Genomic DNA, 24,353 nt, shown 5'->3' with positions numbered 1-24,353 from the left:
GTGCCGCTGAGAGTCACCCCCGCCGGTGCCGTCCTGGAAGATGCCGCCGCCGTGTCCCGGGCCACGGGTTGTGAAACCCTTGCCTGGCTGGACCAGAAGTTCGGACGACCCCGGTTCGAGAGAACCGGGGTCGTCCGGCGTTCCCGGGGCAGTCCAGGGCCGTACCGGCCCCGGGGCGCCGCGGCCGGACGTGCCCGGTCCGGTCCGCCTCTATGACGAGGCGCGGACCACCAGCTCCGTCGGAAGGACCAGGTGACGCTGCGTTCCGCGGCGGACCGAGGAGCGCTTGCCCTTGGCGGCCAGAGCCATCTCCTCGAGCAGCAGCTCCGCCATGGCCCGCCCCATGTCCCGGGTGGGCTGGCGGACGCTCGTCAGCCCCGGCTCCATGTGGCGGGCGATCACCGAGTCGTCGAAACCGACCAGGGAGACGTCGCCGGGGATGCGGCGGCCGGCCTCGCGCAGCACCTGGCGGGCGCCGGAGGCCATCAGGTCGGAACAGGCGAAGACCGCGTCGAAGTCGGTGCCGCGCTCCAGGAGTTCCGCCATGCAGCGCCGGCCGCCCTCCTCCGTGAAGTCCCCGTGGGCCACCAGTTCCTCCTCGTAGCCGATCCCGCTCGCGGCCAGCTCGTCCCGGTAGCCGACGAGGCGGCGCACGGCCCCGTACACATCGAGCGGGCCGGAGATGATCGCCACGGAGCGGCGGCCGCGGGAGACGAGGTGCTCGACGGCGAGCCGGGCGCCCGCGTAGTTGTCGGTGTCGACCGAGGGCAGCGGTTCGTCCGCGGAACGGGGGCCGCTGATCACGGTCGGGATGTCCATCTGGGCGAGGCGGTCCGCGAGCGGGTCGTCGGAGTGCACCGAGACCAGGAGGACGCCGTCGACGCGGTGGGCGGCGAGGTAGGCGGCCAGCCGGTCCTGTTCGCGCTCGCCGCGGGCGAAGGTGAGCAGGAGTTGCATGTCGGTCTGCGCGAGGGCGAGGCCGACGCCGCCGACCATGCCGGAGAAGTACGGCTCGGAGAAGAACCGGGACTCGGCCTCCGGAACCACGACGGCTATGGAGTCCGAGCGGTTGGCCGCGAGGGCGCGGGCCGCCGTGTTCGGTACGTAGCCGAGTGCGGCGACCGCTTCCTCGACCGCGGCGCGGGTGCGGTCGCTGACCCGCGGCGATCCGTTGATGACGCGGGAGACCGTGCCCCGGCCGACGCCGGCTCTGGCCGCGACCTCCTCAAGGGTCGGGCGCCTGCCGTGCGTGCCGTGAGCCACCATGACTCCTGCCTCTCCAGATCTTGAGCGGAATCTAACAGCCCGATAACCGCACGGACATGTCGCCGTCGAGTGTCTTGACACCCCCGGGTTCGGGCGGCGACCCTTCAACTCATTACGAGTGGGAGCGCTCCCACCGTACTGGACGCATACAGAAGCCGCACGTTCCCCGCCCGGGCCGCATGCGAACGAACGGGCCCAGCACAGCAATTGGCAGTTGGCCGGGGGGTCTGCACGTCTCAGCAACAAGAGCGCTTGAGCACTTGGAGGACGCAATGCGCACGACTGCCCGAATGTCCCGACGCGCGATGACCTTCGCCGTCGTCGCCGCCCTGGCCGCAGGGTTGCTTGCCGGTTGTGCGAGCGATGCCGACGACGGCTCCGGGGACGCCGGCGCGGGAAACAAGGGCTCGACCACACTGACGGTCGGCACCTTCGGCACCTTCGGCTACAAGCAGGCCGGGCTCTACGACGAGTACATGAAGCTGCACAAGAACATCACCATCAAGGAGAACGTCACCACCCGCACCGACGTCTACTGGCCCAAGATCCTCACACGGCTGCAGGCCGGCTCCGGCACCGACGACATCCAGGCGATCGAGATCGGCAACATCACCGAGGCCGTGCAGACGCAGGCGGACAAGTTCGTCGACCTGGGCAAGGAGGTCGACAAGTCGCAGTGGCTGGACTGGAAGAACAAGCAGGCCACCACCAAGGACGGCAAGCTGATCGGCCTCGGCACCGACGTCGGCCCGATGGCGATCTGCTACCGCAAGGACCTCTTGAAGAAGGCCGGACTGCCCACCGACCGCGACAAGCTCGCCGAGATGTGGAAGGGCGACTGGAGCAAGTACGTCGACGTCGGCAAGGACTACATGAAGAAGGCGCCGAGCGGCACCAAGTTCGTGGACTCCGCGTCGTCGGTCTACAACGCGGCGCTCGGCGGCGCGAAGGACCGCTACTACGACAAGGACGGCAACGTCATCTGGGACAAGTCCCAGGGCGTCAAGGACTCGTGGGACGCCACGACGGAGGTGGCGACCTCCGACATGTCGGCGAAGCTCAAGCAGTTCGACAAGCCGTGGGACCAGGGCTTCGCGAACGGCACCTTCGCCACCATCGCCTGCCCGGCGTGGATGATCGGCTACATCCAGGAGAAGTCCGGTGACTCGGGCAAGGGCAACTGGGACGTGGCGGCCGCGCCGACCGCGGCCAACTGGGGCGGCTCGTTCATCGGGGTGCCGACGGCGAGCAAGCACCAGAAGGAGGCCGTCGCCCTGGCGAAGTGGCTCACCGCTCCCGAGCAGCAGGCGAAGGTCTTCGCCAAGCAGGCCAGCTTCCCGTCGACCCCGTCGGCGTACGAGAACCTGAAGCCGAAGGCGGAGACCACGGCCTACTTCTCGAACGCCCCGCTGACGCAGATCTTCTCCGACGCGGCGAAGACCATCCCGGTGCAGACCTTCGGCATCAAGGACCAGCCGATCAACACGGCGATCACCGACACCGGCGTCCTCCAGGTCGAGCAGAAGGGCAAGTCGCCCGAGCAGGGCTGGGACGCCGCCACCAAGGAAGTCAAGGACGTACTCGGCCAGTGACCTCCAGTGAAGCTCTCGCGCAGTCAGCGTCGAGCACCGACGCCGCGCCCGGCTCCGTCACGGGGTCGGGCGCGGCCGGGGGCGCTCAGGGTCGCGGTACTCCGCAGCGCGCCGACTCCTGGCGCAGCCGGCTGTACCGCTGGGACATGAAGGCGTCCCCGTACGCGTTCATCTCCCCCTTCTTCGTCATCTTCGGCGCCTTCTCCCTGGTGCCGCTGCTCTACACCGCCTGGTACTCGCTGCACCACGTGCAGCTGTCCTCGCTCGACACCCAGACCTGGGCGGGTCTGGAGAACTACAAGAACCTCTTCGACTCGGAGTTCTTCTGGAACGCCCTGAAGAACACGTTCACCATCGGCGTGCTCTCCACCGTGCCGCAGCTGATGGCGGCGATCTGGCTCGCCCACATGCTCAACTACCGGCTGCGCGGCTCGACCGTGTGGCGCGTCGTCATGCTCCTCCCGTACGCCACATCGGTGGCGGCGGCGACGCTCGTCTTCGTGCTGCTGTTCTCCCCCGACAACGGGATGATCAACTGGGTGCTCGGCTCCATCGGCCTCGACGAGGTCAACTGGCGGGAGTCCGACTGGGGTTCACAACTCGCCGTATCGTCGATCGTGATCTGGCGGTGGACCGGGTACAACGCGCTGATCTATCTGGCGGCGATGCAGGCAATCCCGGCCGACCTCTACGAGTCGGCCGCCCTGGACGGGGCGGGCCGCTGGCACCAGTTCCGGCACGTGACCGTTCCGATGCTGCGTCCGACGATCCTGTTCACCATCGTCGTCTCCACCATCGGCGCCACCCAACTCTTCGGTGAGCCACTGCTGTTCGGCGGCGTGAGCGGCACCAAGGGCGGGTCCGAGCACCAGTACCAGACGCTCGGTCTGTACATGTACGACCAGGGCTGGATCGTCGGCAATCTCGGCAAGGCGTCCGCGATCGCCTGGTCGATGTTCCTGATTCTGCTGGTCATCGCCGCGATCAACATGCTGATCTCCCGACGGCTGAGGAAGACCCAATGACCGTCATCAACACCGAAACTCCGCCGCCTGGTCCGCTGCCGGTCGAGGATGCCGGACCACCGAGCCGCCGACGGCTGCTCGGCGCGGGCAAGCAGTTGCACGCCGGGCCGGTCACGTACGCCGTGCTCGCCCTGTTCGCCGCGATATCGCTCGCCCCGCTGCTGTGGACGGCGGTCGCGGCCTCGCGCACCAACGCGCGGCTCGCGCAGACGCCGCCGCCGTTCTGGTTCGGCGGGAACCTGTTCAAGAACCTGGAGACTGCCTGGAACCAGGCAGGACTCGGCTCGGCGATGTGGAACAGCATCATCGTCGCGTCGACGATCACGGTCGGTACGGTGCTGTTCTCCACGCTGGCCGGGTTCGCCTTCGCCAAGCTGAAGTTCCGGTTCTCGACGGCACTGCTGCTGATGACCATCGGCACGATGATGATCCCGCCGCAACTGGCCGTCGTCCCGCTGTACTTGTGGATGACGGACCTGGGGTGGGCGAATCAGCTGCAGACCGTGATTCTGCCGACGCTCGTGTCCGCGTTCGGCACGTTCTTCATGCGCCAGTACCTGGTGCAGGCGCTGCCGACCGAGCTCATCGAGGCGGCACGGGTCGACGGGGCGAGCAGCCTGCGGGTGGTGTGGCATGTCGTGTTTCCCGCGGCGCGGCCCGCTATGGCCGTGCTCGGGCTGCTGACCTTCGTCATGGCCTGGAACGACTTCCTGTGGCCGATCATCGCGCTCAACCAGGAGAACCCCACGGTGCAGGTCGCGCTGAACGCACTGGGCACCGGGTACATCCCCGACGACTCGGTGATCATGGCGGGGGCGCTGCTGGGGACGTTGCCGTTGCTCATCGCCTTTCTGCTGTTCGGGAAGCAGATCGTGGGCGGAATCATGCAGGGGGCGGTCAAGGGCTGATGCCCGAACGGGGGCGTCCCGGTGACGCCCCCGTTCTCCACGCCTCGGGGCTCTGCCCCGGACCCCGCGCCTCAGTCGCCGGCGGGGCTCGAAAGACCGGGCTCTGCCCCCGTGCCCGCCGGCCTCTCCCGGCGCGAGCTCAATACCTACCTATGGGAGCGCACCTTGACCACCACCGACAACACCAGCCCCACCGTCACCACCGCCCCCGCCGTGAACCGGTTTCCCGCAGGATTTCTGTGGGGTTCGGCCACCGCCGCGTATCAGATCGAGGGGGCGGTGCAGGAGGACGGGCGGACGGCGTCGATCTGGGACACGTTCAGCCATACGCCGGGGAAGGTGGCGAACGGCGACACGGGTGACGTCGCCGTGGACCACTACCACCGGTGGCGCGACGACGTGCGGCTCATGGCGGACCTGGGCCTCACCGCGTACCGGTTCTCCGTGGCCTGGCCGCGGGTGCAGCCCACCGGGCGCGGGCCCGCCGTGCAGCGGGGGCTCGACTTCTACCGGGGGCTCGTCGACGAACTCCTGGCGCACGGGATCACGCCCGTCGTGACGCTCTACCACTGGGATCTGCCCCAGGAGCTGGAGAACGCCGGCGGCTGGCCCGAGCGGGACAGCGCGTACCGGTTCGCGGAGTACGCCGCGCTCGTCGGTGAGGCGCTCGGCGACCGCGTCGAGACCTGGGGGACGCTCAACGAGCCCTGGTGCAGCGCCTTTCTGGGCTACGGCTCCGGGGTGCACGCCCCCGGGCGCACCGACCCGGCAGCTGCCCTGCGCGCGGCTCACCACCTCAACCTCGGTCACGGCCTTGCCTGTTCCGCGCTGCGCGGCGTGCTGCCGGCCCGCGCGGACATCGGCATCAGCCTGAACCCGAGCGTGGTCAGGGCCTTCACCGAGGCCCCCGAGGACCTCGACGCACGGCGCCGCATCGACGCGCTGGCGAACCGGGTCTTCACCGGGCCACTGCTCAACGGCGCCTACCCGCAGGACCTGCTCGCCGACACCGCCGGCGTCACGGACTGGTCGTTCGTGCGGGACGGCGACACCGAGGCCATCCACCAGCCGCTCGACTTCATCGGCCTGAACTACTACACCCCGGCCGTCGTCTCGGCCGCCCGCCCCGGCCAGAAAGGCCCCCGCCTCGACGGGCACGCCGCCGGCGAGCACAGCCCGTGGCCGGCCGCCGACGACGTCGCCTTCCACCACGCGCCGGGCGAACTCACCGCGATGAACTGGCCCGTGGATCCGGCCGGACTCACCGAGCTGCTGCTCGACTTCACCGAGCAGGCCCCGGGCGTCCCGCTCTATGTGACCGAGAACGGGGCCGCGTACGAGGACGTCTTGGACGCCGACGGCCGGGTGCACGACCCGGACCGAATCCGCTATCTGCACGGCCATCTCGCCGCCGTGCACGACGCGATCACGCAGGGCGCCGACGTCCGCGGCTACTTCCTCTGGTCGCTGCTCGACAACTTCGAATGGGCCTACGGATACACCAAACGCTTCGGCGCGGTGTACGTCGACTACGAGACGCAGGCCCGCATCCCGAAGTCCAGCGCCACCTGGTACTCCCGGGTGGCCCGCAGCGGGGGACTGCCCGCGGAGTCCTGATTCCGGTGGGCAGGGGAGCCGGTGCGCGGCGCGCGGCAGGGGCGCGCACCGGCCCTTGCCGCCTTCAGCCCCGGTCCGCGGGCTCGGGGCGGGCATCGCCTCCGCGGCGGCGTCAGCCGTCCGCCTCCGCGGACTGCCGTGAGCGCTTCGTCAGGGAGACGGGCCTCACCGACGGCCCGACGGCCCGGCGGCCCTCATCCCCTCGGGGCGCCTCCCAGGCCGAAGGCTCCGGGGGAGGATTCCGCGGCACCGTGATCAGGACGCGCAGGCCCTTCGGCTCGTTGTGCGCGTACGCGAGCTCCGCCCCGCCCGAAGCAAGCAGCGCCCTGGTGATGGACAGCCCGAGCCCCGAGCCGGAGATGTTCTGGTGCCGGCTGCTGCGCCAGAAGCGGTCGCCGATGCGTTCCATCTCGTCCTCGCTGAGCCCCGGGCCGTGGTCGGCGACCTCCACGACGACGCTCTCGCGCTCCCGGGAGACGCTCACCGTGACCCTCTCGTCCTCCGGCGTGAACTTGATCGCGTTGTCGACCACGGCGTCCAGCGCGCTGGAGAGCGCGACGGGGTCGGCCCACCCGGTCACTGCCTGAGGGCCCGCCGACTCCAGCACGACGCCCTTGATCTCGGCGACCGGCAGCCACGCCTCCACGCGCTCGGCCGCCACCTCCGCCACGTCCGTCAGCCGCAGATCGGCGGAGGAGTGCTCGGCGAGGGCCAGGTCGAGCAGGTCGTCCAGCACCCGCGCCAGACGGTTCCCCTCGGCCTGAACGGACTTGAACTCCTCGTCCGCCTCGGGCATTTCGAGGCCGAGCAGCTCGATGCGCAACAGCAGCGCGGAGAGCGGGTTGCGCAGCTGGTGCGAGGCGTCGGCGACGAACGCGCGCTGCTGCTCCAGCACCCCCTCGACGTTGTCGGCCATCTCGTTGAACGAACGGGCCAGGCGGCGCAGCTCGGGCGGGCCGCCGGACGCGGCGACGCGGGACTTGAACTCTCCGACGGCGATCTCGTGCGCGGCACGGTCCAGCGTCCTGACCGGGCGCAGCACCCAGCCCGTCAGGCGCAGCGCGAGCCCGACGGCGAGCAGCATCGCCGCGGCCTCGCCCGCGATGATCGGGAGCCACCCCTGGAGGATGCGTGAGCGCAGCTGCCCGGTGGGTGACTCCGTGAGCACGACGGCTGCCACATCGCCGTCCCGGATGACCGGCGACGCGACGGCGATGCGCTCCTTCTGCCAGGGCCAGACCTGCTGCGGGTCGTGGCTGCGGCGTCCCGCGAGCGCCTCGTCGAAGGCGTCGGCGCCCTGCACGGAGTCGGCCACCTGCCAGCCGCCGGGCGAGACGCCCAGGGCGTTCCCGTCGCGGAGGAAGACGCCGACCCGGATGCCGTAGAGGGAGTGGTAGCGGTCCAGCTCGTCCTGGAGTATGGCGCGGCGCTCGCCCTCGTCGGGCGAGGAGGTCACGAACTGGGCGAGGGCGGCGAACCGTGCCGTGTCGTCGATGCGGTCGACGACGACGCGCTGCTGCTCGGTGGCGGCCTGGCTCATGGCGAGCGGGAAGCCGAGGGCCAGCAGCACACCGGTGAGCAGAATGATCAGCAGTGGCAGCAGACGGGCATGCATGGTCTCTTCCGGCCCCCCGCTCCCCTGCGCCTAGACCGTCTGCTGAGGCTCGACGAGACGGTAGCCGACGCCCCGTACGGTCTCGATCAGTGCGGGCAGGCGCAGCTTGGAGCGCAACGATGCCACATGTACCTCAAGCGTCCGTCCGGTGCCCTCCCAGCTGGTGCGCCAGACCTCGCTGATGATCTGCTCGCGCCGGAAGACGACGCCGGGGCGCTGCGCGAGCAGGGCCAGCACGTCGAACTCCTTGCGCGTCAGCGCCACGGAGTCACCGTCGACGCACACCTTGCGGGTGGGCAGCTCGATGGTGACGGCTCCGACCCGGAGCGTGCTCTCCGCCGGCGTGCCCTCGTCGCGGACCGTCTCGGCGCTCTCCTCGGGCGCCGCGCGGCGGCTCACCGCGTGGATGCGGGCCAGCAGCTCCCCGGTGTCGTACGGCTTGACCACGTAGTCGTCGGCGCCGAGGTTGAGGCCGTGGATGCGGGACCGTACGCCGCCGCGCGCCGTCACCATGATCACGGGAGTCGAGCTGATCTTCCTTATGCGGCCGCACACCTCGAAGCCGTCCTGGTCCGGGAGGCCGAGGTCGAGGAGCACGACACCGAAGGGAGCCACATCGTCCGAGGGCAGCAGCTCACGCAGCGCCTCCTCGCCGCTGCGGGCGTGCACCACGTCGAAGCCGTGCCGCCCGAGCACCGCCGACAGCGCCGTGGCGACGTGAATGTCGTCCTCGACGAGCAGCAACCTCACTCGGGCCTCCCTCCGTGATGCCGGTCCGGGTCCGCGGCGGAAACACCGCAGCATTGCATCAACCCCTATCGGCGCAGGTGAGTCAAGGGGCTCCCGGTCGCTCGCGGGTTTCTGTTATGCAGCCGGTACTACCGGGCACGGATTCCGAGGTCACAGCGGGACCGGGTCCGTTCCGCGACGGGATCGTTATGCTCAATTTCCCCTCAGATGTAATGACGCTGGCGGCCGTCGCTCATTAGTGTCCTCGCAACCGACGAGGACGGAGCTACACGCCGATGAGCGAAGTATCGGTGACCAAGGACGCCGCGCCGGCCGCGGACGATCTGGTCGTACTGGACAACGTCAACAAGCACTTCGGTGCGCTGCATGTGCTCCAGGACATCGACCTGACCATCGCGCGCGGAGAGGTCGTCGTCGTCATCGGACCTTCCGGGTCGGGCAAGTCCACGCTGTGCCGCACCATCAACCGTCTCGAGACCGTCGACTCCGGCAGCATCTCGATCGACGGCAAGCCGCTGCCCCAGGAGGGGAAGCCGCTGGCCAAGCTGCGCGCGGACGTCGGCATGGTCTTCCAGGCGTTCAACCTCTTCGCACACAAGACGGTGCTGGAGAACGTGATGCTCGGGCAGACCAAGGTCCGCCGCACCGACAAGCAGGAGGCGGAGCGGAAGGCGCGCGCGCTGCTGGACCGCGTCGGTGTCGGCAACCAGGCCGACAAGTACCCCGCCCAGCTCTCCGGAGGTCAGCAGCAGCGGGTGGCCATCGCCCGCGCGCTCGCCATGGACCCCAAGGTGATGCTCTTCGACGAGCCCACTTCGGCGCTCGACCCGGAGATGATCAACGAGGTCCTCGAGGTGATGAAGCAGCTCGCCGACGAGGGCATGACCATGGTCGTCGTCACGCACGAGATGGGCTTCGCACGCTCGGCTGCCAACCGGGTCGTCTTCATGTCGGACGGCCGGATCGTCGAGGAGGCGACACCGGACCAGTTCTTCAACAACCCCCGCAGTGACCGGGCGAAGGACTTCCTGGCGAAGATCCTTCACCACTGACGTGCCGCTGAGCGGAGTTCCGAGCAGATCCGATCCAGATCCAGGACGCCCCCCGCAACGACCCGCCGGTCCACGCGCCGCCCGGTCCGACGGCCGTCCGGCTGCCGCCCCGGCGGCAGCCGGGAGGACGAAGACCCAGGCAGCGGGCCCGCAGGACCTGCGACCCGCACGACCGGCTGTGCAACGACGGCCGACCAGCAGAACACCGAGCAAGGGATGCCCATCATGAAGTTCCGTAAGACAGCCGCCTCGGCGGCCGTGGTCCTCACTCTCGCCCTCTCCGCCACCGCCTGCGGAGGCAAGGAAGGCCCCGCCGGCGACAAGCCGGGCGGCGACACGGACACCAAGGCGCTGCCGAAGTACGAGGTCGCCAAGGACGTCAAGGTCGACTCGCCCGTGCTGAAGAAGGCACAGAAGCGGGGCAAGCTGATCATCGGCGCCAAGTCCGACCAGCCCTACCTCGGCTTCCAGGACCCCTCGTCCAAGAAGTACGAGGGCTTCGACATCGAGGTCGCGAAGATGGTCGCCGCCGACCTCGGCTTCGGCGAGAAGGACATCCAGTTCAAGACCATCGACTCCTCCGTCCGCGAGACCGCGATCTCCAAGGGCCAGGTCGACCTGATGGTGGGCACGTACACCATCAACGACGAGCGCAAGAAGCAGGTGTCCTTCGCCGGCCCGTACTACATGGCAGGCCAGGACCTCCTGGTCCGCAAGGACGAGAAGTCGATCAAGGGCCCGGACAGCATCAAGGGCAAGAAGGTCTGCTCCGTGACCGGCTCGACGCCGCTGCAGAACATCAAGGACAACAAGTCCAAGTACGGTGCCGAGACCGTCGAGTTCGGCAAGTACACCGACTGCGTCAAGCAGCTGCTCGACGGCCAGGTCGACGCGATGACCACCGACGACGCCATCCTCAAGGGCTACGCGGCCGAGCGTCCCACCAAGCTGAAGGTCGTCGGCGAGACCTTCAGCGAGGAGCCGTACGGCATCGGCCTGAAGAAGGGCGACACGGAGCTGCAGAACGCGGTGCTCGACGCCGTCGAGGCGCACCAGAAGGACGGCAGCTACAAGAAGGCCTACGACGCGACGCTTGGCCGCTCCGGTTCGAAGTTCGAGGAGCCCCCGGCCCTGGAGCGCGGCTGACAGCTCGGCCTAAGGCCGGCCCGACGCTCGACCACCTCGCGCGGCGGTCACGCCTGACCGGCAGGCCGGCGCCGCACCGCGTCCCGTACGCCCGTCCGCGCGGGCGGGCGTGCGGGACGCGGCTTTCCCTGACCGCCCTGCGGAGACCCCATGAATGTTCTGCTCGACCATCTGGACCTGTTCCGTGACGGATTCATAGGAACGGTCTCTCTGACCGCGGCCAGCGCCGCGCTCGCCCTCATACTCGGCGTGCTCATAGCCGGCTTCCGGGTCTCGCCGGTGCCGCCGCTGCGCGCGTTCGGTACCGCGTGGGTGACGCTGCTGCGGAACACGCCGCTGACGCTGCTGTTCCTCGTGGCCTTCTTCGTACTGCCGCAGATCGTCTTCCCCGGTATCAGTTCCTACGTCCTGGGCGTGCTGGCACTCGGCTTCTACACCTCGTCGTTCGTCTGCGAGGCCGTGCGCTCCGGCATCAGCACGGTGCCGATGGGCCAGGCAGAGGCCGCGCGCAGCCTGGGCATGACCTTCGTGCAGACGCTCCGCATGATCGTGCTGCCGCAGGCGACCAGGACCGTTCTCCCCCCGCTGAGCAGCATCATGATCGCGCTCACGAAGAACTCCGCCATCGCCGGCGCCTTCAACAACCCCGAACTCTTCAGCGTCCAGAAGGTGCTGAGCGACAAGGGCTACAACGTCATGGTCATCTTCGTCTGGGTGGCCCTCGCCTACCTCGTGCTCGTCTTCCTCATCAGCGGTTTCTTCCGGCTGCTTGAGCGCAGGCTGGAGGTCGCCCGATGAGCTCGTCCGTACTCTTCGACGCGCCGGGGCCCAAGGCCCGCGCACGCAACCGCACTTACGCCGTCATCGGCTCCGCCGCGCTGGTGGCGCTGATCGCCTTCATCGTCTACCGGCTGGCCGCCAAGGGCCAGCTCGACGGCGCGATGTGGGACATCTTCAACTACGCCGGAGTACGCAACTCGATCGTCGACGGACTCGTCAGCACCCTTCAGGCGTTCGCGATGGCCGGCGTGCTGTCGCTGGTGCTGGCCGTGGTGCTCGCCGTGGGGCGGCTGTCCGATCACAAGCCCGTCAGCTGGGCCGCGACCGGCGTCATCGAGCTCTTCCGCGCCGTTCCTCTGCTGATCACCATCTACGTGCTGTGGGTCGGCTTCTTCACCAACGAGCCGCTGTGGGCCGTCGTCATCGGCCTCACGCTCTACAACGGGGCGGTGCAGGCCGAGGTGCTGCGCGCCGGCATCCTTGCCGTGCCGCGGGGCCAGAGCGAGGCCGCGTACGCGCTGGGCATGAGCAAGACCCAGGTGATGACGACGGTGCTCATCCCGCAGGCCGTGCGGTCCATGCTGCCGACGATCGTCAGCCAGCTCGTCGTCACGCTCAAGGACACCTCACTCGGCTTCGTCATCACCTACGAGGAACTCCTCTACGCCGGGCGGCAGATGGCCAACACCATCCTGGTCGACGGGGAGAACCCGTACGTGCCGGTCGTGCTCGTCTTCGGCGCCATCTACGTCGCCCTGTGCCTGGCTCTCTCCGCGGTCGCCAACTGGATCGAGAAGCGCGGCCGCCGCGCCAAGACAGGCATCAAGGTGACCGAGGCGCAGACCGCGACTCCCGAGGGCGCGAGCGCCGGGCCCCCTGCCTGACGCAGAGCCCTGCCTGACGCGGAGCCCTGCCTGACGCGGAGGCCGCGGGGGAGCAGCCGCCGGAGCGGCGGACCGGACTTGTCACCATGTGTCCGGGCCGCCGCTCCCGCCGTTCCGGCTCAGCTTGACGGGTGACCCGGCACTGGGTTGCATACGTTTGTGATCGCGCGCTGTGCTCCACCCGTTCCGGCTTTTCCCTCCTCAACCGCGTGTGCGGGCCGAGCGGTTCACGGTGTCCCGCGCCGCACGGGGACCGGCGCGTGAGCGAGTCCGAAGTCATCGTCGTCGGCGCCGGGCCGGCAGGGCTCGCCCTGGCACTGGCGCTCGCCAGGTCCGGTGTTCCCTCACTCGTGCTGGACAACAGCGACGGCGAGGTCGTCCGACGAGCCGCCCGCAGCTGCGTGCTGCGCCCCGACACCGCCGCGTGGCTGGCGTCGATGGCGACGCCGCACGCCGTCGTTCCCGGCGTCCGCTGGAGGCGCTGGAGCACGCGGCGGCGCTCGCAGCTCGTGCAGGACGTCGAGTTGACCGACGAGACCTCGCCGGTCCACGTGGAGCAGCACGCTCTGGAGCGCGGGCTGCGCGCCGCGCTCGCGCGGGAGAAGCTCGCCCACGTCGTCACGCGCAGCCATGTCGATCTCATCGAGCAGGACGCGGCAGGCGTCACCGCGCACACGCGGCCGCGCGGTTCGGCCGCTCCCGCCGGCGACCAGGACTCAGGTGACGGCACGGACACCGCGGCCACCGGACGCGATGCCGGCGAAGGCGCGGGGGCGGGCCGCGGCGGCACATGGTGGCGCGGCAGCTACCTGGTCGGGTGCGACGGCGCACGGTCAACTGTGCGGAAACTCCTGGGAGTCGGATTCGCGGGACGCACCGCAGTGGAACGTCACGCCGTGGCGGCACTCCGCGCGGAACTGCCGTGGGAGCAAGAGGCGCTGCTCCACCGTGAACTGGGTGCGGGAAGCGGGAACCGGGCCGGCAGGACGCAGACCGAGGTGACGGCCAGGCCGCTGCCCGACGGCGTGTGGCGCCTCGACTGGCTGCTCCCGCCCCGGGGCGAACTCGTCACGCCCGAGGCGCTGTTGGAACGCGTGCAGGACACCCTCGGACTGTGGCACGGAGGAGGCGCGCGCGGACGCGGAGGCGAGGTCACCGGCGTGGATGAGGCCGTGCGGTACGAACTCCTCGACACCGGCGTCCACACCTCGCACCAGCGGCTCGCGCGCCGGTGGCGTGTGGAGCGTACGTTCCTGGCCGGCGACGCGGCGCACCTCGTCGGCGCGCTCGGCGTCCAGTCCGTGGACGAGGGGCTGCGCGACGTCGCCAACCTCGCCTGGAAGCTCGCCCTGGCCTGGCACGAGGCGAACGGTGTACGGGGGGCCCGCACCGACCGTGACGCGATCCACGCGCTTCTCGACAGTTACGAGTCGGAGCGGCGAGGGGCCGTCGGAGCCCGGCTGCGCGCCGTCGACCAGGCACTGCCGGTGGTGCGGCGGGAAGGCGGGGGCCTGCGGTCGATGCTGCCCGGCGGCGGCGCCCGCACGCCGATGGAGCTGCTCACGGACGGGCATCTGGGGCGGGGACTGCTGGGGGCGCCGGCGGCCTACCGGCGCTCGCCGCTGACCCCTCCGCAGGGCGAGGTCGGGACCGTGCCGGTGGACACGCCGCCCGGCGCGCCCGTGGAGGACGTACCGGTGATCGCGATGGACGGGGGACGCGGGAGGCTGCGCGGACAACTGTGCGGCTCCGGCAGTGAATTGCTCGTCCTGCTCGTCGCGCCCGGAACGGCCGTGTGGGACAGCCGCCACTGGCTGTCGGCAGGGATGATGCCCGAACTGGCCGCAGCGGTGGAGGCGTTGCCGCTGAAGGCACAGCTGCTGGTGACGGAGCAGTACCCCGGCGCGGCAGCCCACACCGTGCTGGTCATACGGCCCGACGGTCATCTGGTGGCGGCCCTGCCCGGGCCGCGCACCGCCGACCTGCGGGCGTGCGCCGACGCGGTGCGCGGCGGCGCCCTCCCCGGCAGGCAGCCGGACGCGTACCGCAGGCCCCGTCGGCAGACCCGGACCTGAGGCCGCCCAGACCTGGGACCGCCCAGGCCTGAGGCGCGGACAGGCGGAGCCTCGATGCGGGCCGGGCCCCCCGGGGGGATGTGCGTGCACAGGCGGCCGGCGGCGGGGCCGGGCAGGCGGCCGCGGCCGGAGGCGCGCACTCCGCCTCAGTCCTCCGGCAGATACCGGTCCAGCGCCTCAGGGTCCTCGCCCTCTTCCTCCAGGGCCCTCCGCACCACGTGCAGCGCCAGCCCTTCGCCGTACCCCCTGCGGGCGAGCATCCCCGCAAGCCGCCGTATGCGCTTCTCCCGGTCGAGCCCCCTGGTGGACCGCAACTTCCGCTCCACCAGGGCCCGTGCCGTCTCCGCCTCACGCTCGGCGTCGAGCTGCCCGACGGCGTTCTCGACGACCTGCGGTTCAACACCCTTGGTGCGCAGTTCGCGGGCGAGCGCCCGGCGGGCCAGACCACGGCTGTGGTGCCGGGACTCGACCCACGCATCGGCAAAGGCGACGTCGTCGATCAGCCCGGCCTCCTCGAAGCGGGAGAGCACCTCCTCGGCGGCCTCGTCGGGGATCTCCCGCTTGCGCAGCGCGTCGGCCAGCTGCTGTCGCGTCCGCGGCGTACCGGTGAGCAGCCTCAGACAGATCGCGCGCGCACGCTCCGCCGGATCCTGCTCCGGGCCCCCGTCCTGGGCATGCCCGGACGGAGGGCTCTCGCCGTCTCCCTCCGGGGCTTCGTCGCCGCCTTCGTGAGAAGCACGCCCGCCTGTCGGCTCCCCGGGCCGGCCCCCGCCCACCTGGACGGGGAGTCCGCCCTCCTCTTCGGCGTCGCCCGGCAGCCCCTGGTCATCGGGGCGGCGACCGCCGGACGCACGCCTGCGTGACGTGCGCGTCTTACGCGGTGGCCCCGCCCCGGCCCTCGACGAAGTGGAGCCACCGCTGTCTTCCTGGACCGGCCATGGGGTGCGCCGTGTCACGGATCAGCTCTTCGCGGCAGCGGACTTGGGAGCCCTCGCCTTCGACGCGGGAGCCGCCTTTGCCGTACCGGCCGTCCCGGCCGCACCGTCCACCGGGGAGCCCGCGGCCCCGGCGGCATCGGCACCGGGCTCGCTGCCCGGCTCCTCCGGAGCCACTCCGATGCCCAGCTTCTCCTTGATCTTCTTCTCGATCTCGTTGGCCAGGTCGGGGTTGTCGCGCAGGAAGTTGCGGGCGTTCTCCTTGCCCTGGCCCAGCTGATCGCCCTCGTAGGTGTACCAGGCGCCGGACTTGCGGATGAAGCCGTTCTCGACGCCCATGTCGATCAGCCCGCCCTCGCGGCTGATCCCCTGCCCGTAGAGGATGTCGAACTCGGCCTGTTTGAAGGGCGGGGCGACCTTGTTCTTGACGACCTTGACGCGGGTGCGGTTGCCCACCGCGTCCGTGCCGTCCTTGAGCGTCTCGATCCGGCGGATGTCGAGCCGCACGGAGGCGTAGAACTTCAGCGCCCGGCCGCCCGTCGTCGTCTCGGGCGAGCCGAACATCACGCCGACCTTCTCGCGCAGCTGGTTGATGAAGATCGCCGTGGTCTTGGAGTGACTGAGCGCGCCCGTGATCTTCCGCAGCGCCTGGCTCATCAGCCGCGCCTGGAGACCGACGTGCGAGTCGCCCATCTCACCCTCGATCTCCGCACGCGGAACGAGCGCGGCGACGGAGTCGATGACGATCAGGTCGAGCGCGCCGGAGCGGATGAGCATGTCCGTGATTTCCAGCGCCTGTTCGCCGTTGTCCGGCTGGGAGAGGATCAGCGCGTCCGTGTCGACACCGAGCTTCTTCGCGTACTCGGGATCGAGCGCGTGCTCGGCGTCGACGAACGCGACCGTGCCGCCGCCCTTCTGGGCGTTGGCCACCGCGTGCAACGTCAGGGTCGTCTTGCCGGAGGACTCCGGCCCGTACACCTCCACCACTCGGCCGCGCGGGAGGCCTCCGACGCCGAGGGCGACATCGAGGGCGGTGGACCCTGTGGGGATGACCTCGACCGGCTCGTTCGGCCGCTCCCCCATGCGCATCACGGCGCCCTTGCCGAACTGCCGTTCAATCTGCGCGAGGGCGGTTTCGAGCGCCTTCTCGCGGTCGGTTTCTGCCATGGGTGCCACCCGGTTTGCTTGAGTCGATCGCTTCACGTCCAAGACGCTAGCGCCTGCCACTGACAATCGGTCCGGCTGCCTGCTTCCCGGCCGGGAAGGCGGGAGCGGGAGAACCCGCCAGGGCCTCCATAAGAATCGATGTTCGATTTTGACGTCAAGGCGCTCCGGGAGTCTGTGGAAAACTCCCGAAATCCCCCTTCAAAAGGGCGAGTTCAGCAGCCACGGCCGCGCAGCGGCGGGCCGGTCACCTCTTCTCTGCGGGCACGTCCATCACGGCACACACGACTCGCCAGACGTCCTTCGCGTCCCAGCCGGCGTCCAGGGCCTCGCGGACCGTACGGCCGCCGAGTCCCGCCATCACATGGTCACGTGCGAAGGAGTCGGCGTAGGACTCGCCGAAGTGGTCCGCCATCCGCTGCCAGAAGTCCGTCAACCGCATGAGACCAGTATCCAGCCCGTTGCAGGCCGGGCCGTCCGCCCTCCGCTCACGGCGCCCAGCCCAGGGCCCGCACGGCCGCGGTGACCAGTACCGCCGCCGCGATCACGACCAGGAAGGGCGCCCGGAGAAGCAGCGTCACCGCGGCGGCGGCCAGGCCCGCGGCCTTCGCGTCCAGCAGGAGCGCGCCGCCCTCGCTGAAGGTCTGCTGCGCCGTCAGCGCGGCGAGCAGCGCGACCGGAAGCAGCGTCACCAGCCGCTTGACGACCGGGCGTTCCAGCATTCCCTCCGGCACCGACAGCCCCAGCAGCTTCGCCGCGTAACAGCCCAGCGCCGTCGCGCCGATCGCGATCCAGACGCTCATCGCCCCTCCTCCCCCGTCCGCCCGCAATCCCCGGCCGGGGCGCCCGTGCCGGTGCGGGTGCGGGCCTCCGGCCCTGCCGCACCCTCCGGGTCCTGCTCCGGAGCCGCCAGCCGCTCCGGGTCCTGTTCCGTAGCCGCCCCCGGGTCCTGCTCCTCCGCCGAAGCCGCCTCCCGCTCCCGGTTCCGCTCCTGATCCCTGCGTCCCCGCATCAGCAGCACCGCCGGTGCCGCCAGCGCCGCGAGCAGCACCGGCACGCCACCCGGAAGCACGGGCAGCAGCCCGAGCCCCAGAGCGACCGCGAGGGCGGCGGTCGCACGCGCGGCCGCAGTGCGGAGCATCGGAGCCAGGAGCGCGAGAAAGACCGCGGGCCCCGCCGCATCCAGGCCCCACGTCCTGGTGTCGCCCAGTGCACCGGCGCCCAGCGCCCCGAGCAGCGTGGTGAGGTTCCACAGCACGAAGAGGGTCGCCCCCGTGACGGTGAAGCCGATCCGGGCTCCCCGCCGGGTGCGCTGCGCGAGGGTCACCGCCGCCGTCTCGTCGATCACCATGTGGGCGGCGAGGGGACGTATCGCACCCGGCAGCCGCAGCAGCGTCGCGAGCCGCAGTCCGTAGAAGGCGTTGCGCACGCCCAGGAAGAAGGCACCGGCTGCGGCGGTGAGCGGGCTCGCTCCCGCCGCGAGCGCACCGACGAGGGCGAACTGCGAAGCGCCGGTGAAGACGAACAGGCTGAGCGCGCACGTCTGCGGCAGGCTGATGCCCGCGCCGGCCGCCGTCACCCCGAAGGCGAACCCGGAGAGCCCGACGGCGACGCCCACGCCCAGCGCGTCGCGCACGACGGCCCGGTCGTCGTGCCGTGTGCGGGAAGGCGGGTCATCGGCGGACTGCGAGACGTTCTTCTGTTCGAGCACGGCCCCACGCTAACCACGACGGCCGACAGCGGTCTTGTACGTTCTTGCACGCGAACGTGACCGTGCTCGCGCACCCGTCATCACGGCCGTCACCGGCCGCGGGGCACCGGCCCTGCTTCGCGGGCGGTCCGGCCGGGCTTCAGCCCGGCCGCAGACGCTCACGCTGGTACGCGCCCGGCGGCACACCCACGATGCGCCCGAAGTGCCGGCTGAGATGCGACTGGTCCGTGAACCCCACCGCGGCAGCGGCCTGCGCCGGCGGCACACCCGCGTCGAGCAGCCGGCGTGCCCGGTGCACGCGGGCGTCGGTCAGCCAGGCGTGCGGCGGCATCCCGTACCGCTCGCGGTACGCGCGCAGCAGCGAGAAGGTGCCGGTGCCCAGCTCGCCCGCGAGAGCCTCCAGGGTGGGAGGGTCCGCCATCCGCTCCTCCAGGACGGCGCGGGCCCGCTCGGCCGTGCGGGATCCCGCCGTGGCGACCGGCCGGGACGGGAGCGTGCCTCCGTACAGCCGCAGCAGCCGGACGATGACGATCCGCATCAGGCTGTCCGCGGCGAGTGCCTGCCCGGCCTCGGCGGCACGGTGCACACGGGCGACGAGAGCCGCGCCCTCGGGATCGTCGGCGACCGTGGCGGCGAAGCCGGGAGTCCCGCGGAGCGACGTCGTCTCGGCGACCGTGCGGGTGACCAGCGCGGGCGCGGGGTAGAGCACGTCGTAGCTCCACCCCTCCGGGCTGCCCGCGTGCGCCGAGTGCGGAACGCCGGGATTGATCAGCGCCAGCCGGCCCGGCACGGCGCGGTGCTCGGCACCGCCCAGCACGAACGCCTCCACGCCCTGGGCGACGGCCCCGATCACATAGGCGTCGTGGGTGTGCCGGGCGAAGGTCTTGCGCAGGTAGCTGGCCCGCAGAAGATCGACCTCCGGCAGCTGTGGATGCCGCCAGTGCCGCGCGCTCTCACCCGTCCCCATGGGCCCATTCTGCGCCGCTGTGCGGCGTTGTCAGTGGTGAGGTGCACGATGGGGACCATGGGTCGGACGTCGCCGGGCCCCTCACCGGCCTCGGCACTCGATGTCTTCTCCCCCGCGACCAGGGCCTGGTTCACGGGGGCCTTCAGCGCGCCCACCTCCGCCCAGGCGGGGGCCTGGCGCGCGCTGGCCGAGGAGTCGGACGCGCTGGTGGTGGCTCCGACCGGCTCCGGGAAGACCCTCGCCGCGTTCCTCGCCTCGCTCGACAGGCTGGCCTCCACTCCGCCGCCCGCGGACCCGCTCAAGCGCTGCCGCGTGCTGTACGTCTCGCCCCTGAAGGCACTCGCGGTCGACGTGGAGCGCAATCTGCGCAGTCCGCTGACGGGCATCCGCCAGGAGTCGCTGCGTCTCGGTCAGCCCGAGCCGGACATCAGAGTCGGCATCCGCTCCGGCGACACCCCCGCCGCCGAGCGGCGCTCGCTGGCCCGCCGACCGCCCGACATCATGATCACGACGCCCGAGTCGCTCTTCCTGATGCTCACCTCCGCCGCCCGCGACGCCCTCTCCGGCGTCGAGACGGTGATCCTGGACGAGGTGCACGCGGTGGCCGGCACCAAGCGCGGTGCTCATCTCGCCCTGTCCCTGGAGCGGCTGGACGAGCTGCTGGAGCGCCCCGCACGGCGCATCGGGCTGTCCGCGACGGTCCGGCCCGTGGACGAGGTGGCGCGTTTCCTCTCGCCGCAGCGCAAGGCGACCGTCGTGCAGCCGCCGTCCGGCAAGGAGTTCGACCTCTCGGTGGTAGTGCCCGTCGAGGACATGGGCGAACTGGGCGGCTCCCCCGCGCAGGACAGCGCCGGTGCCGCGGGCGGCAGCGGCCCCGGGGGTGGCGGCAAGCCCTCGATCTGGCCATCGGTGGAGGAGCGCATCGCCGATCTCGTGCAGGCGCACCGCTCGACGATCGTCTTCGCCAACTCCCGCCGTCTCGCGGAGCGGCTGTGCAACCGTCTCAACGAGATCGCGTACGAGCGCGCCACCGGCGAGCCCATGCCCGAGCACCATTCGCCCGCGGAGCTGATGGCCGAGGCGGGATCGGCGAAGGGCGCCCCTCCCCTGCTGGCCCGTGCGCACCACGGCTCCGTCTCCAAGGACCAGCGTGCCCAGGTCGAGGAGGAGCTGAAATCGGGCCGGCTGCCCGCCGTGGTCGCCACCTCCAGCCTGGAGCTGGGCATCGACATGGGCGCCGTCGACCTGGTCGTCCAGGTCGAGTCGCCGCCGTCGGTCGCGTCGGGGCTGCAGCGCGTGGGCCGCGCGGGCCACCAGGTCGGTGCAGTCTCGGCCGGTGTGGTCTTCCCCAAGTACCGGGGAGATCTGGTGCAGTCGGCCGTCGTCACGGAGCGGATGCGCGAGGGCGCCATCGAGTCGTTGCGCATCCCGGCCAACCCGCTGGACGTACTGGCGCAGCAGGTGGTCGCGATGGTCTCCGTCGACACCTGGGACGTGGAGGAGCTGCTGCTGCTCGTGCGCCGCGCGGCACCGTTCGCCTCGCTTCCCGAGTCGGCGTACCACGCGGTGCTGGACATGCTCGCGGGGCGCTATCCCTCCGACGCCTTCGCCGAGCTGCGGCCGCGGCTGGTGTGGGACCGGGTGGCGCGGACCGTCAGCGGCAGGCCCGGCGCCCAGCGCCTGGCCGTCACCTCCGGAGGCACCATCCCCGACCGGGGTCTTTTCGGCGTCTTCCTCGCGGGGGCCGACCCGAAGAAGGGCGGCGGCCGGGTCGGCGAGCTGGACGAGGAGATGGTCTACGAGTCGCGCGTGGGCGACGTCTTCACGCTGGGAACGACCTCCTGGCGGATCGAGGACATCACCCGCGACCGCGTCCTGGTCACACCGGCTCCGGGTGTGCCGGGGCGGCTGCCGTTCTGGAAGGGCGATCAGCTGGGCCGTCCGCTGGAGTTGGGGCGCGCGCTGGGGGCGTTCCTGCGCGAGGTCGGCTCGCTCGGCGCAGAGGCGGCGAGTGAGCGGCTGTCCGCGGCCGGGCTCGACGAACTGGCCGTCGGCAATCTGCTCACCTACCTGGAGGAGCAGCGCAGCGCGTGCGGCCACGTCCCCGACGACCGGACGATCGTGGTCGAGCGCTTCCGCGACGAGCTGGGCGACTGGCGGATCGTCGTGCACTCACCCTTCGGCGCGCAGGTGCACGCGCCGTGGGCGCTGGCCCTCGGTGCCCGTCTCACCGAGCGGTACGGCATGGACGCCCAGGTCATGCACGCCGACGACGGCCTCGTCCTGCGCCTTCCCGACGCCGATCTGATGGGTCTGGATCTGCTGGAGGAGGCCGCGGCCGGGCAGCCGTCCGGGGGCGGGGCGGCCTTCGACGACGGGCAGGCCCCGGTCGGCGTGTCCGACGTCCTCTTCGACGCGGGCGACGTGGAGCAGATCGTCACGGACCAGGTCGGCGGCTCCGCTCTCTTTGCCGCCCGTTTCCGCGAGTGCGCCGCCCGTGCGCTCCTGCTGCCGCGCCGCAACCCCGGCAAGCGCACCCCGCTGTGGCAGCAGCGGCAGCGGGCCGCCCAACTCCTCCAGGTCGCCTCGGAGTTCGGTTCGTTCCCGATCGTGCTGGAAGCGGTGCGGGAATGCCTCCAGGACGTCTTCGACGTGCCGGGCCTGTCGGAGCTGATGGGCGACATCGAGGCACGCCGGGTCCGCGTGGTCGAGGTGACCACCACCGACCCGTCGCCCTTCGCCCGGTCCCTGCTGTTCGGCTACGTCGCGCAGTACCTCTACGAGGGCGACTCCCCCTTGGCGGAGCGCCGCGCGGCGGCCCTGTCGCTGGACTCGCGGCTGCTGGCGGAGCTGCTCGGCCAGGCGGAGCTGCGTGAACTGCTCGACGCGGAGGTGCTGGCGGAGCTGGAGCGCGAACTGCAGTGGCTCAGCGAGGACCGGCGCGTCAAGGATGCCGAGGGTGTGGCCGACATCCTGCGGCTGCTGGGCCCGCTGACGCCCGAGGCACTGCGGGAGCGCGGAGCGGACCGGAGGTGGGCGGAGGAGCTGGAAGCCGCCCGCCGGGCGATCCGCGTCCGTGTCGCCGGTGAGGAGCGCTTCGCCGCCGTGGAGGACGCGGGCCGGCTGCGCGACGCGCTGGGAGCGGCGCTCCCGGTGGGCGTCCCGGAGGCGTTCACCGAGCCGGTTCCGGATCCCCTCGGCGACCTGCTCGCGCGCTACGCCCGTACGCACGGCCCTTTCGTCTCCGCGGACGCGGCGGCGCACTTCGGGCTGGGCACCGCCGTCGCGGAGGGCGCGCTCCAGAGGCTGGCGGCGGGCGGGCGTCTGGTGCAGGGCGAGTTCCATCCCGCCGGGGTCGGCCAGGAGTGGTGCGACGCGGGCGTGCTGCGCCGGCTGCGCCGCCGGTCGCTGGCCGCACTGCGCGAGGAGCTGGAGCCGGTGCCGGCCTCCGCGCTCGCGGCGTTCCTTCCGCAGTGGCAGCACGTGTCCGCTCCGGGCGGCGGCAGCGTACGCGGCATCGACGGTCTGATGCGCACCGTCGAGCAGTTGCAGGGCGCACCGGTGCCCGCCTCGGCACTGGAGAGGCTGGTGCTGCCGGGCCGCGTGCGCGACTACGGCCCCGGCATGCTCGACGAACTCACCACGTCCGGCGAGGTCCTCTGGGCCGGTGCGGGTTCGCTGCCCGGCAAGGACGGCTGGCTCTCGCTGTATCCGGCCGACACGGCGGAACTGCTCCTTCCACCGCCGCTGCCGCTGGAGCTGACGCCGCTTCACCAGGCCGTACTGGACGCCCTCGCTCCCGGGTACGGCCTGTTCTTCCGTCAGATCGCCGACCAGGTGCGCGCCACGTCCGGTCCGGAGGCGACGGACCCCCAACTCGCGGACGCCCTGTGGGATCTGGCGTGGTCCGGCCGGGTGTCCAACGACACGCTGGCCCCGCTGCGCGCGCTCCTGGGCTCGGGCCGTACGGCGGGGTCGACGGCTCACCGCGCCAAGCGTGCGGTCCCGCGCGGGCGTTACGGCTCCCTCACCGCCGCCGCCACCCGCAGCGGCACGAACCGGCCCACGGCTTCCCGCAACGGGCCGCCGACGGTCGCGGGCCGCTGGTCTCTCCTGCCGCCCGCCGGGACGGACGCGACGCACCGGGCTCATGCCCTGGCCCGCACGCTTCTGGACCGGCACGGCATCGTCACCCGGGGTGCGGTGTCGGCGGAAGGCGTGGAGGGCGGCTTCTCCGCCGCCTACCGGGTGCTGGCCGCGTTCGAGGAGAGCGGGCAGGCGCGGCGCGGCTATGTCGTGGAAGGCCTCGGCGCGGCCCAGTTCGCGATGGACGGTGCAATCGACAGACTGCGCGCCGTGCACACGGCCCGTGAGCGCGACCAGCATTTCCGCGCCGTCGTCCTGGCCGCCGCCGACCCGGCGAACGCCTACGGAGCGGCCCTCCCCTGGCCCGACCCTCCGGAGGGCGCCACGCACAAGCCCGGCCGCAAGGCGGGCGCGGTGGTTGTCCTCGTCGACGGCGAGCTGACCATCTACATGGAGCGGGGCGGTAAGACGCTGCTCGTGTGGCCGGGCACGTCAGATCCGGGCACCACCCCTGGCGACGGCCTCACGGCCCCCGGCGAGGTGCCCGCGCCCGGCACCGCGGCCGAGGCCCTGGCGCGTGCGGCGCTGGACGGTGCTCTCGGCACGGTCACCGTGGAGCGCGTGAACGGAGTTCCCGCCCTCTCCTCGCCCTTCGGCGGCCTCTTGGAGAGCGCGGGCTTCCACGCCACTCCGCGCGGGCTCCGCCTGCGGGCCCGATGACGGAAGAACGGCCGGATTCAACCGGCCGCGCGGCACGGGGAGTCGGCGTTCCACCGACCG

General features: G+C 71.3%; 19 protein-coding genes. 10 read left to right on the top strand and 9 right to left on the bottom strand.

Going from position 1 to position 24,353, the window contains the following annotated elements; genetic code table 11:
- Positions 1-210: 210 nt before the first annotated feature.
- Positions 211-1,266, bottom strand: coding sequence for a LacI family DNA-binding transcriptional regulator (locus tag H180DRAFT_RS22155; protein WP_055487879.1), 1,056 nt, complete (start codon positions 1,264-1,266; stop codon positions 211-213).
- Between the two features lie 272 nt (positions 1,267-1,538).
- Between H180DRAFT_RS22155 and H180DRAFT_RS22150 the strand changes: the two genes are divergently transcribed.
- The 4 genes from H180DRAFT_RS22150 (at position 1,539) to H180DRAFT_RS22135 (ending at position 6,408) form a co-directional block, all read left to right on the top strand.
- Positions 1,539-2,858, top strand: a complete 1,320-nt coding sequence (locus tag H180DRAFT_RS22150) for an ABC transporter substrate-binding protein (protein ID WP_055487878.1) — start codon at positions 1,539-1,541, stop codon at positions 2,856-2,858.
- Positions 2,855-3,883, top strand: a complete 1,029-nt coding sequence (locus H180DRAFT_RS22145; protein ID WP_055487877.1) for a carbohydrate ABC transporter permease — start codon at positions 2,855-2,857, stop codon at positions 3,881-3,883. The genes H180DRAFT_RS22150 and H180DRAFT_RS22145 overlap by 4 nt, the downstream gene beginning before the upstream one ends.
- Positions 3,880-4,791, top strand: coding sequence for a carbohydrate ABC transporter permease (locus H180DRAFT_RS22140; protein ID WP_055487876.1), 912 nt, complete (start codon positions 3,880-3,882; stop codon positions 4,789-4,791). Before H180DRAFT_RS22145 ends, H180DRAFT_RS22140 begins: the two co-directional genes overlap by 4 nt.
- Positions 4,792-5,004: 213 nt before the next feature.
- Positions 5,005-6,408, top strand: coding sequence for a GH1 family beta-glucosidase (locus H180DRAFT_RS22135; protein WP_254666149.1), 1,404 nt, complete (start codon positions 5,005-5,007; stop codon positions 6,406-6,408).
- A gap of 112 nt (positions 6,409-6,520) precedes the next feature.
- Here the strand turns inward: H180DRAFT_RS22135 and H180DRAFT_RS22130 are convergent, their stop codons facing one another.
- Together H180DRAFT_RS22130 and H180DRAFT_RS22125 are read right to left on the bottom strand one after the other, a co-directional pair.
- A complete protein-coding gene (locus H180DRAFT_RS22130; protein WP_055487874.1) occupies positions 6,521-8,023 on the bottom strand; it encodes a sensor histidine kinase in 1,503 nt (500 codons plus the stop codon).
- A 30-nt stretch (positions 8,024-8,053) separates the two neighbouring features.
- Positions 8,054-8,773, bottom strand: coding sequence for a response regulator transcription factor (locus H180DRAFT_RS22125; RefSeq protein WP_055487873.1), 720 nt, complete (start codon positions 8,771-8,773; stop codon positions 8,054-8,056).
- 275 nt (positions 8,774-9,048) lie between these two features.
- Here H180DRAFT_RS22125 and H180DRAFT_RS22120 point away from each other — a divergent pair, with 275 nt between their 5' ends.
- The 5 genes from H180DRAFT_RS22120 (at position 9,049) to H180DRAFT_RS22100 (ending at position 14,710) form a co-directional block, all read left to right on the top strand.
- Entirely contained in the window at positions 9,049-9,825 is a 777-nt protein-coding gene (locus tag H180DRAFT_RS22120; RefSeq protein WP_055487872.1) for an amino acid ABC transporter ATP-binding protein, read from the top strand.
- Positions 9,826-10,050: 225 nt separating this feature from the next.
- Entirely contained in the window at positions 10,051-10,971 is a 921-nt protein-coding gene (locus H180DRAFT_RS22115) for a glutamate ABC transporter substrate-binding protein (RefSeq protein ID WP_055487951.1), read from the top strand.
- Between the two features lie 150 nt (positions 10,972-11,121).
- Positions 11,122-11,769 carry an amino acid ABC transporter permease gene (locus H180DRAFT_RS22110; protein WP_055487871.1) on the top strand — a complete coding sequence of 216 codons (648 nt, stop codon included), beginning with the start codon at positions 11,122-11,124 and terminating at the stop codon, positions 11,767-11,769.
- The gene (locus H180DRAFT_RS22105; RefSeq protein ID WP_055487870.1) at positions 11,766-12,635 is read left to right on the top strand and encodes an amino acid ABC transporter permease; all 870 of its coding nucleotides are present in this window, start codon (positions 11,766-11,768) and stop codon (positions 12,633-12,635) included. The genes H180DRAFT_RS22110 and H180DRAFT_RS22105 overlap by 4 nt, the downstream gene beginning before the upstream one ends.
- Positions 12,636-12,895: 260 nt before the next feature.
- The gene (locus H180DRAFT_RS22100) at positions 12,896-14,710 is read left to right on the top strand and encodes an FAD-dependent monooxygenase (protein WP_055487869.1); all 1,815 of its coding nucleotides are present in this window, start codon (positions 12,896-12,898) and stop codon (positions 14,708-14,710) included.
- 146 nt (positions 14,711-14,856) lie between these two features.
- Here H180DRAFT_RS22100 and recX read toward each other — a convergent pair whose 3' ends face one another.
- The 6 genes from recX to H180DRAFT_RS22070 all read right to left on the bottom strand — a co-directional run bounded on the left by recX (position 14,857) and on the right by H180DRAFT_RS22070 (position 19,487).
- Positions 14,857-15,666: a recombination regulator RecX gene (gene recX, locus H180DRAFT_RS22095; protein ID WP_074466930.1), complete on the bottom strand. Its 810-nt coding sequence runs from the start codon at positions 15,664-15,666 to the stop codon at positions 14,857-14,859.
- Between the two features lie 3 nt (positions 15,667-15,669).
- Positions 15,670-16,812, bottom strand: coding sequence for a recombinase RecA (gene recA / locus H180DRAFT_RS22090; protein WP_055487868.1), 1,143 nt, complete (start codon positions 16,810-16,812; stop codon positions 15,670-15,672).
- Positions 16,813-17,056: 244 nt separating this feature from the next.
- Complete coding sequence (locus H180DRAFT_RS22085; RefSeq protein ID WP_055487867.1) at positions 17,057-17,251, bottom strand: DUF3046 domain-containing protein; 195 nt, start codon at positions 17,249-17,251, stop codon at positions 17,057-17,059.
- A 46-nt stretch (positions 17,252-17,297) separates the two neighbouring features.
- Positions 17,298-17,612 (bottom strand): AzlD domain-containing protein, encoded by a 315-nt coding sequence (locus tag H180DRAFT_RS22080; protein WP_055487866.1) that lies wholly within the window; start codon positions 17,610-17,612, stop codon positions 17,298-17,300.
- Positions 17,609-18,520, bottom strand: a complete 912-nt coding sequence (locus H180DRAFT_RS22075; protein ID WP_055487865.1) for an AzlC family ABC transporter permease — start codon at positions 18,518-18,520, stop codon at positions 17,609-17,611. The genes H180DRAFT_RS22080 and H180DRAFT_RS22075 overlap by 4 nt, the downstream gene beginning before the upstream one ends.
- Positions 18,521-18,659: 139 nt before the next feature.
- The gene (locus H180DRAFT_RS22070; protein ID WP_055487864.1) at positions 18,660-19,487 is read right to left on the bottom strand and encodes an AraC family transcriptional regulator; all 828 of its coding nucleotides are present in this window, start codon (positions 19,485-19,487) and stop codon (positions 18,660-18,662) included.
- Positions 19,488-19,544: 57 nt separating this feature from the next.
- Here H180DRAFT_RS22070 and H180DRAFT_RS22065 point away from each other — a divergent pair, with 57 nt between their 5' ends.
- Entirely contained in the window at positions 19,545-24,293 is a 4,749-nt protein-coding gene (locus H180DRAFT_RS22065) for an Lhr family ATP-dependent helicase (RefSeq protein ID WP_055487949.1), read from the top strand.
- Positions 24,294-24,353 lie beyond the last annotated feature (60 nt).

This window comes from Streptomyces sp. WMMB 322 (genome assembly GCF_900090145.1).
Classification (GTDB): domain Bacteria; phylum Actinomycetota; class Actinomycetes; order Streptomycetales; family Streptomycetaceae; genus Streptomyces.
This window is presented reverse-complemented; position numbering and strand designations above follow the sequence as displayed.

What these genes read in the sequence shown, in the direction of transcription:
- H180DRAFT_RS22070 (WP_055487864.1), bottom strand. Translation starts at nt 19,487, where the DNA reads ATGGGGACGGGTGAGAGCGCGCGGCACTGGCGGCATCCACAGCTGCCG.
- H180DRAFT_RS22105 (WP_055487870.1), top strand. Translation starts at nt 11,766, where the DNA reads ATGAGCTCGTCCGTACTCTTCGACGCGCCGGGGCCCAAGGCCCGCGCA.
- H180DRAFT_RS22080 (WP_055487866.1), bottom strand. Translation starts at nt 17,612, where the DNA reads ATGAGCGTCTGGATCGCGATCGGCGCGACGGCGCTGGGCTGTTACGCG.
- H180DRAFT_RS22130 (WP_055487874.1), bottom strand. Translation starts at nt 8,023, where the DNA reads ATGCATGCCCGTCTGCTGCCACTGCTGATCATTCTGCTCACCGGTGTG.
- H180DRAFT_RS22155 (WP_055487879.1), bottom strand. Translation starts at nt 1,266, where the DNA reads ATGGTGGCTCACGGCACGCACGGCAGGCGCCCGACCCTTGAGGAGGTC.
- H180DRAFT_RS22110 (WP_055487871.1), top strand. Translation starts at nt 11,122, where the DNA reads ATGAATGTTCTGCTCGACCATCTGGACCTGTTCCGTGACGGATTCATA.
- H180DRAFT_RS22120 (WP_055487872.1), top strand. Translation starts at nt 9,049, where the DNA reads ATGAGCGAAGTATCGGTGACCAAGGACGCCGCGCCGGCCGCGGACGAT.
- H180DRAFT_RS22065 (WP_055487949.1), top strand. Translation starts at nt 19,545, where the DNA reads ATGGGTCGGACGTCGCCGGGCCCCTCACCGGCCTCGGCACTCGATGTC.
- H180DRAFT_RS22115 (WP_055487951.1), top strand. Translation starts at nt 10,051, where the DNA reads ATGAAGTTCCGTAAGACAGCCGCCTCGGCGGCCGTGGTCCTCACTCTC.
- H180DRAFT_RS22150 (WP_055487878.1), top strand. Translation starts at nt 1,539, where the DNA reads ATGCGCACGACTGCCCGAATGTCCCGACGCGCGATGACCTTCGCCGTC.
- H180DRAFT_RS22140 (WP_055487876.1), top strand. Translation starts at nt 3,880, where the DNA reads ATGACCGTCATCAACACCGAAACTCCGCCGCCTGGTCCGCTGCCGGTC.
- recA (WP_055487868.1), bottom strand. Translation starts at nt 16,812, where the DNA reads ATGGCAGAAACCGACCGCGAGAAGGCGCTCGAAACCGCCCTCGCGCAG.
- H180DRAFT_RS22085 (WP_055487867.1), bottom strand. Translation starts at nt 17,251, where the DNA reads ATGCGGTTGACGGACTTCTGGCAGCGGATGGCGGACCACTTCGGCGAG.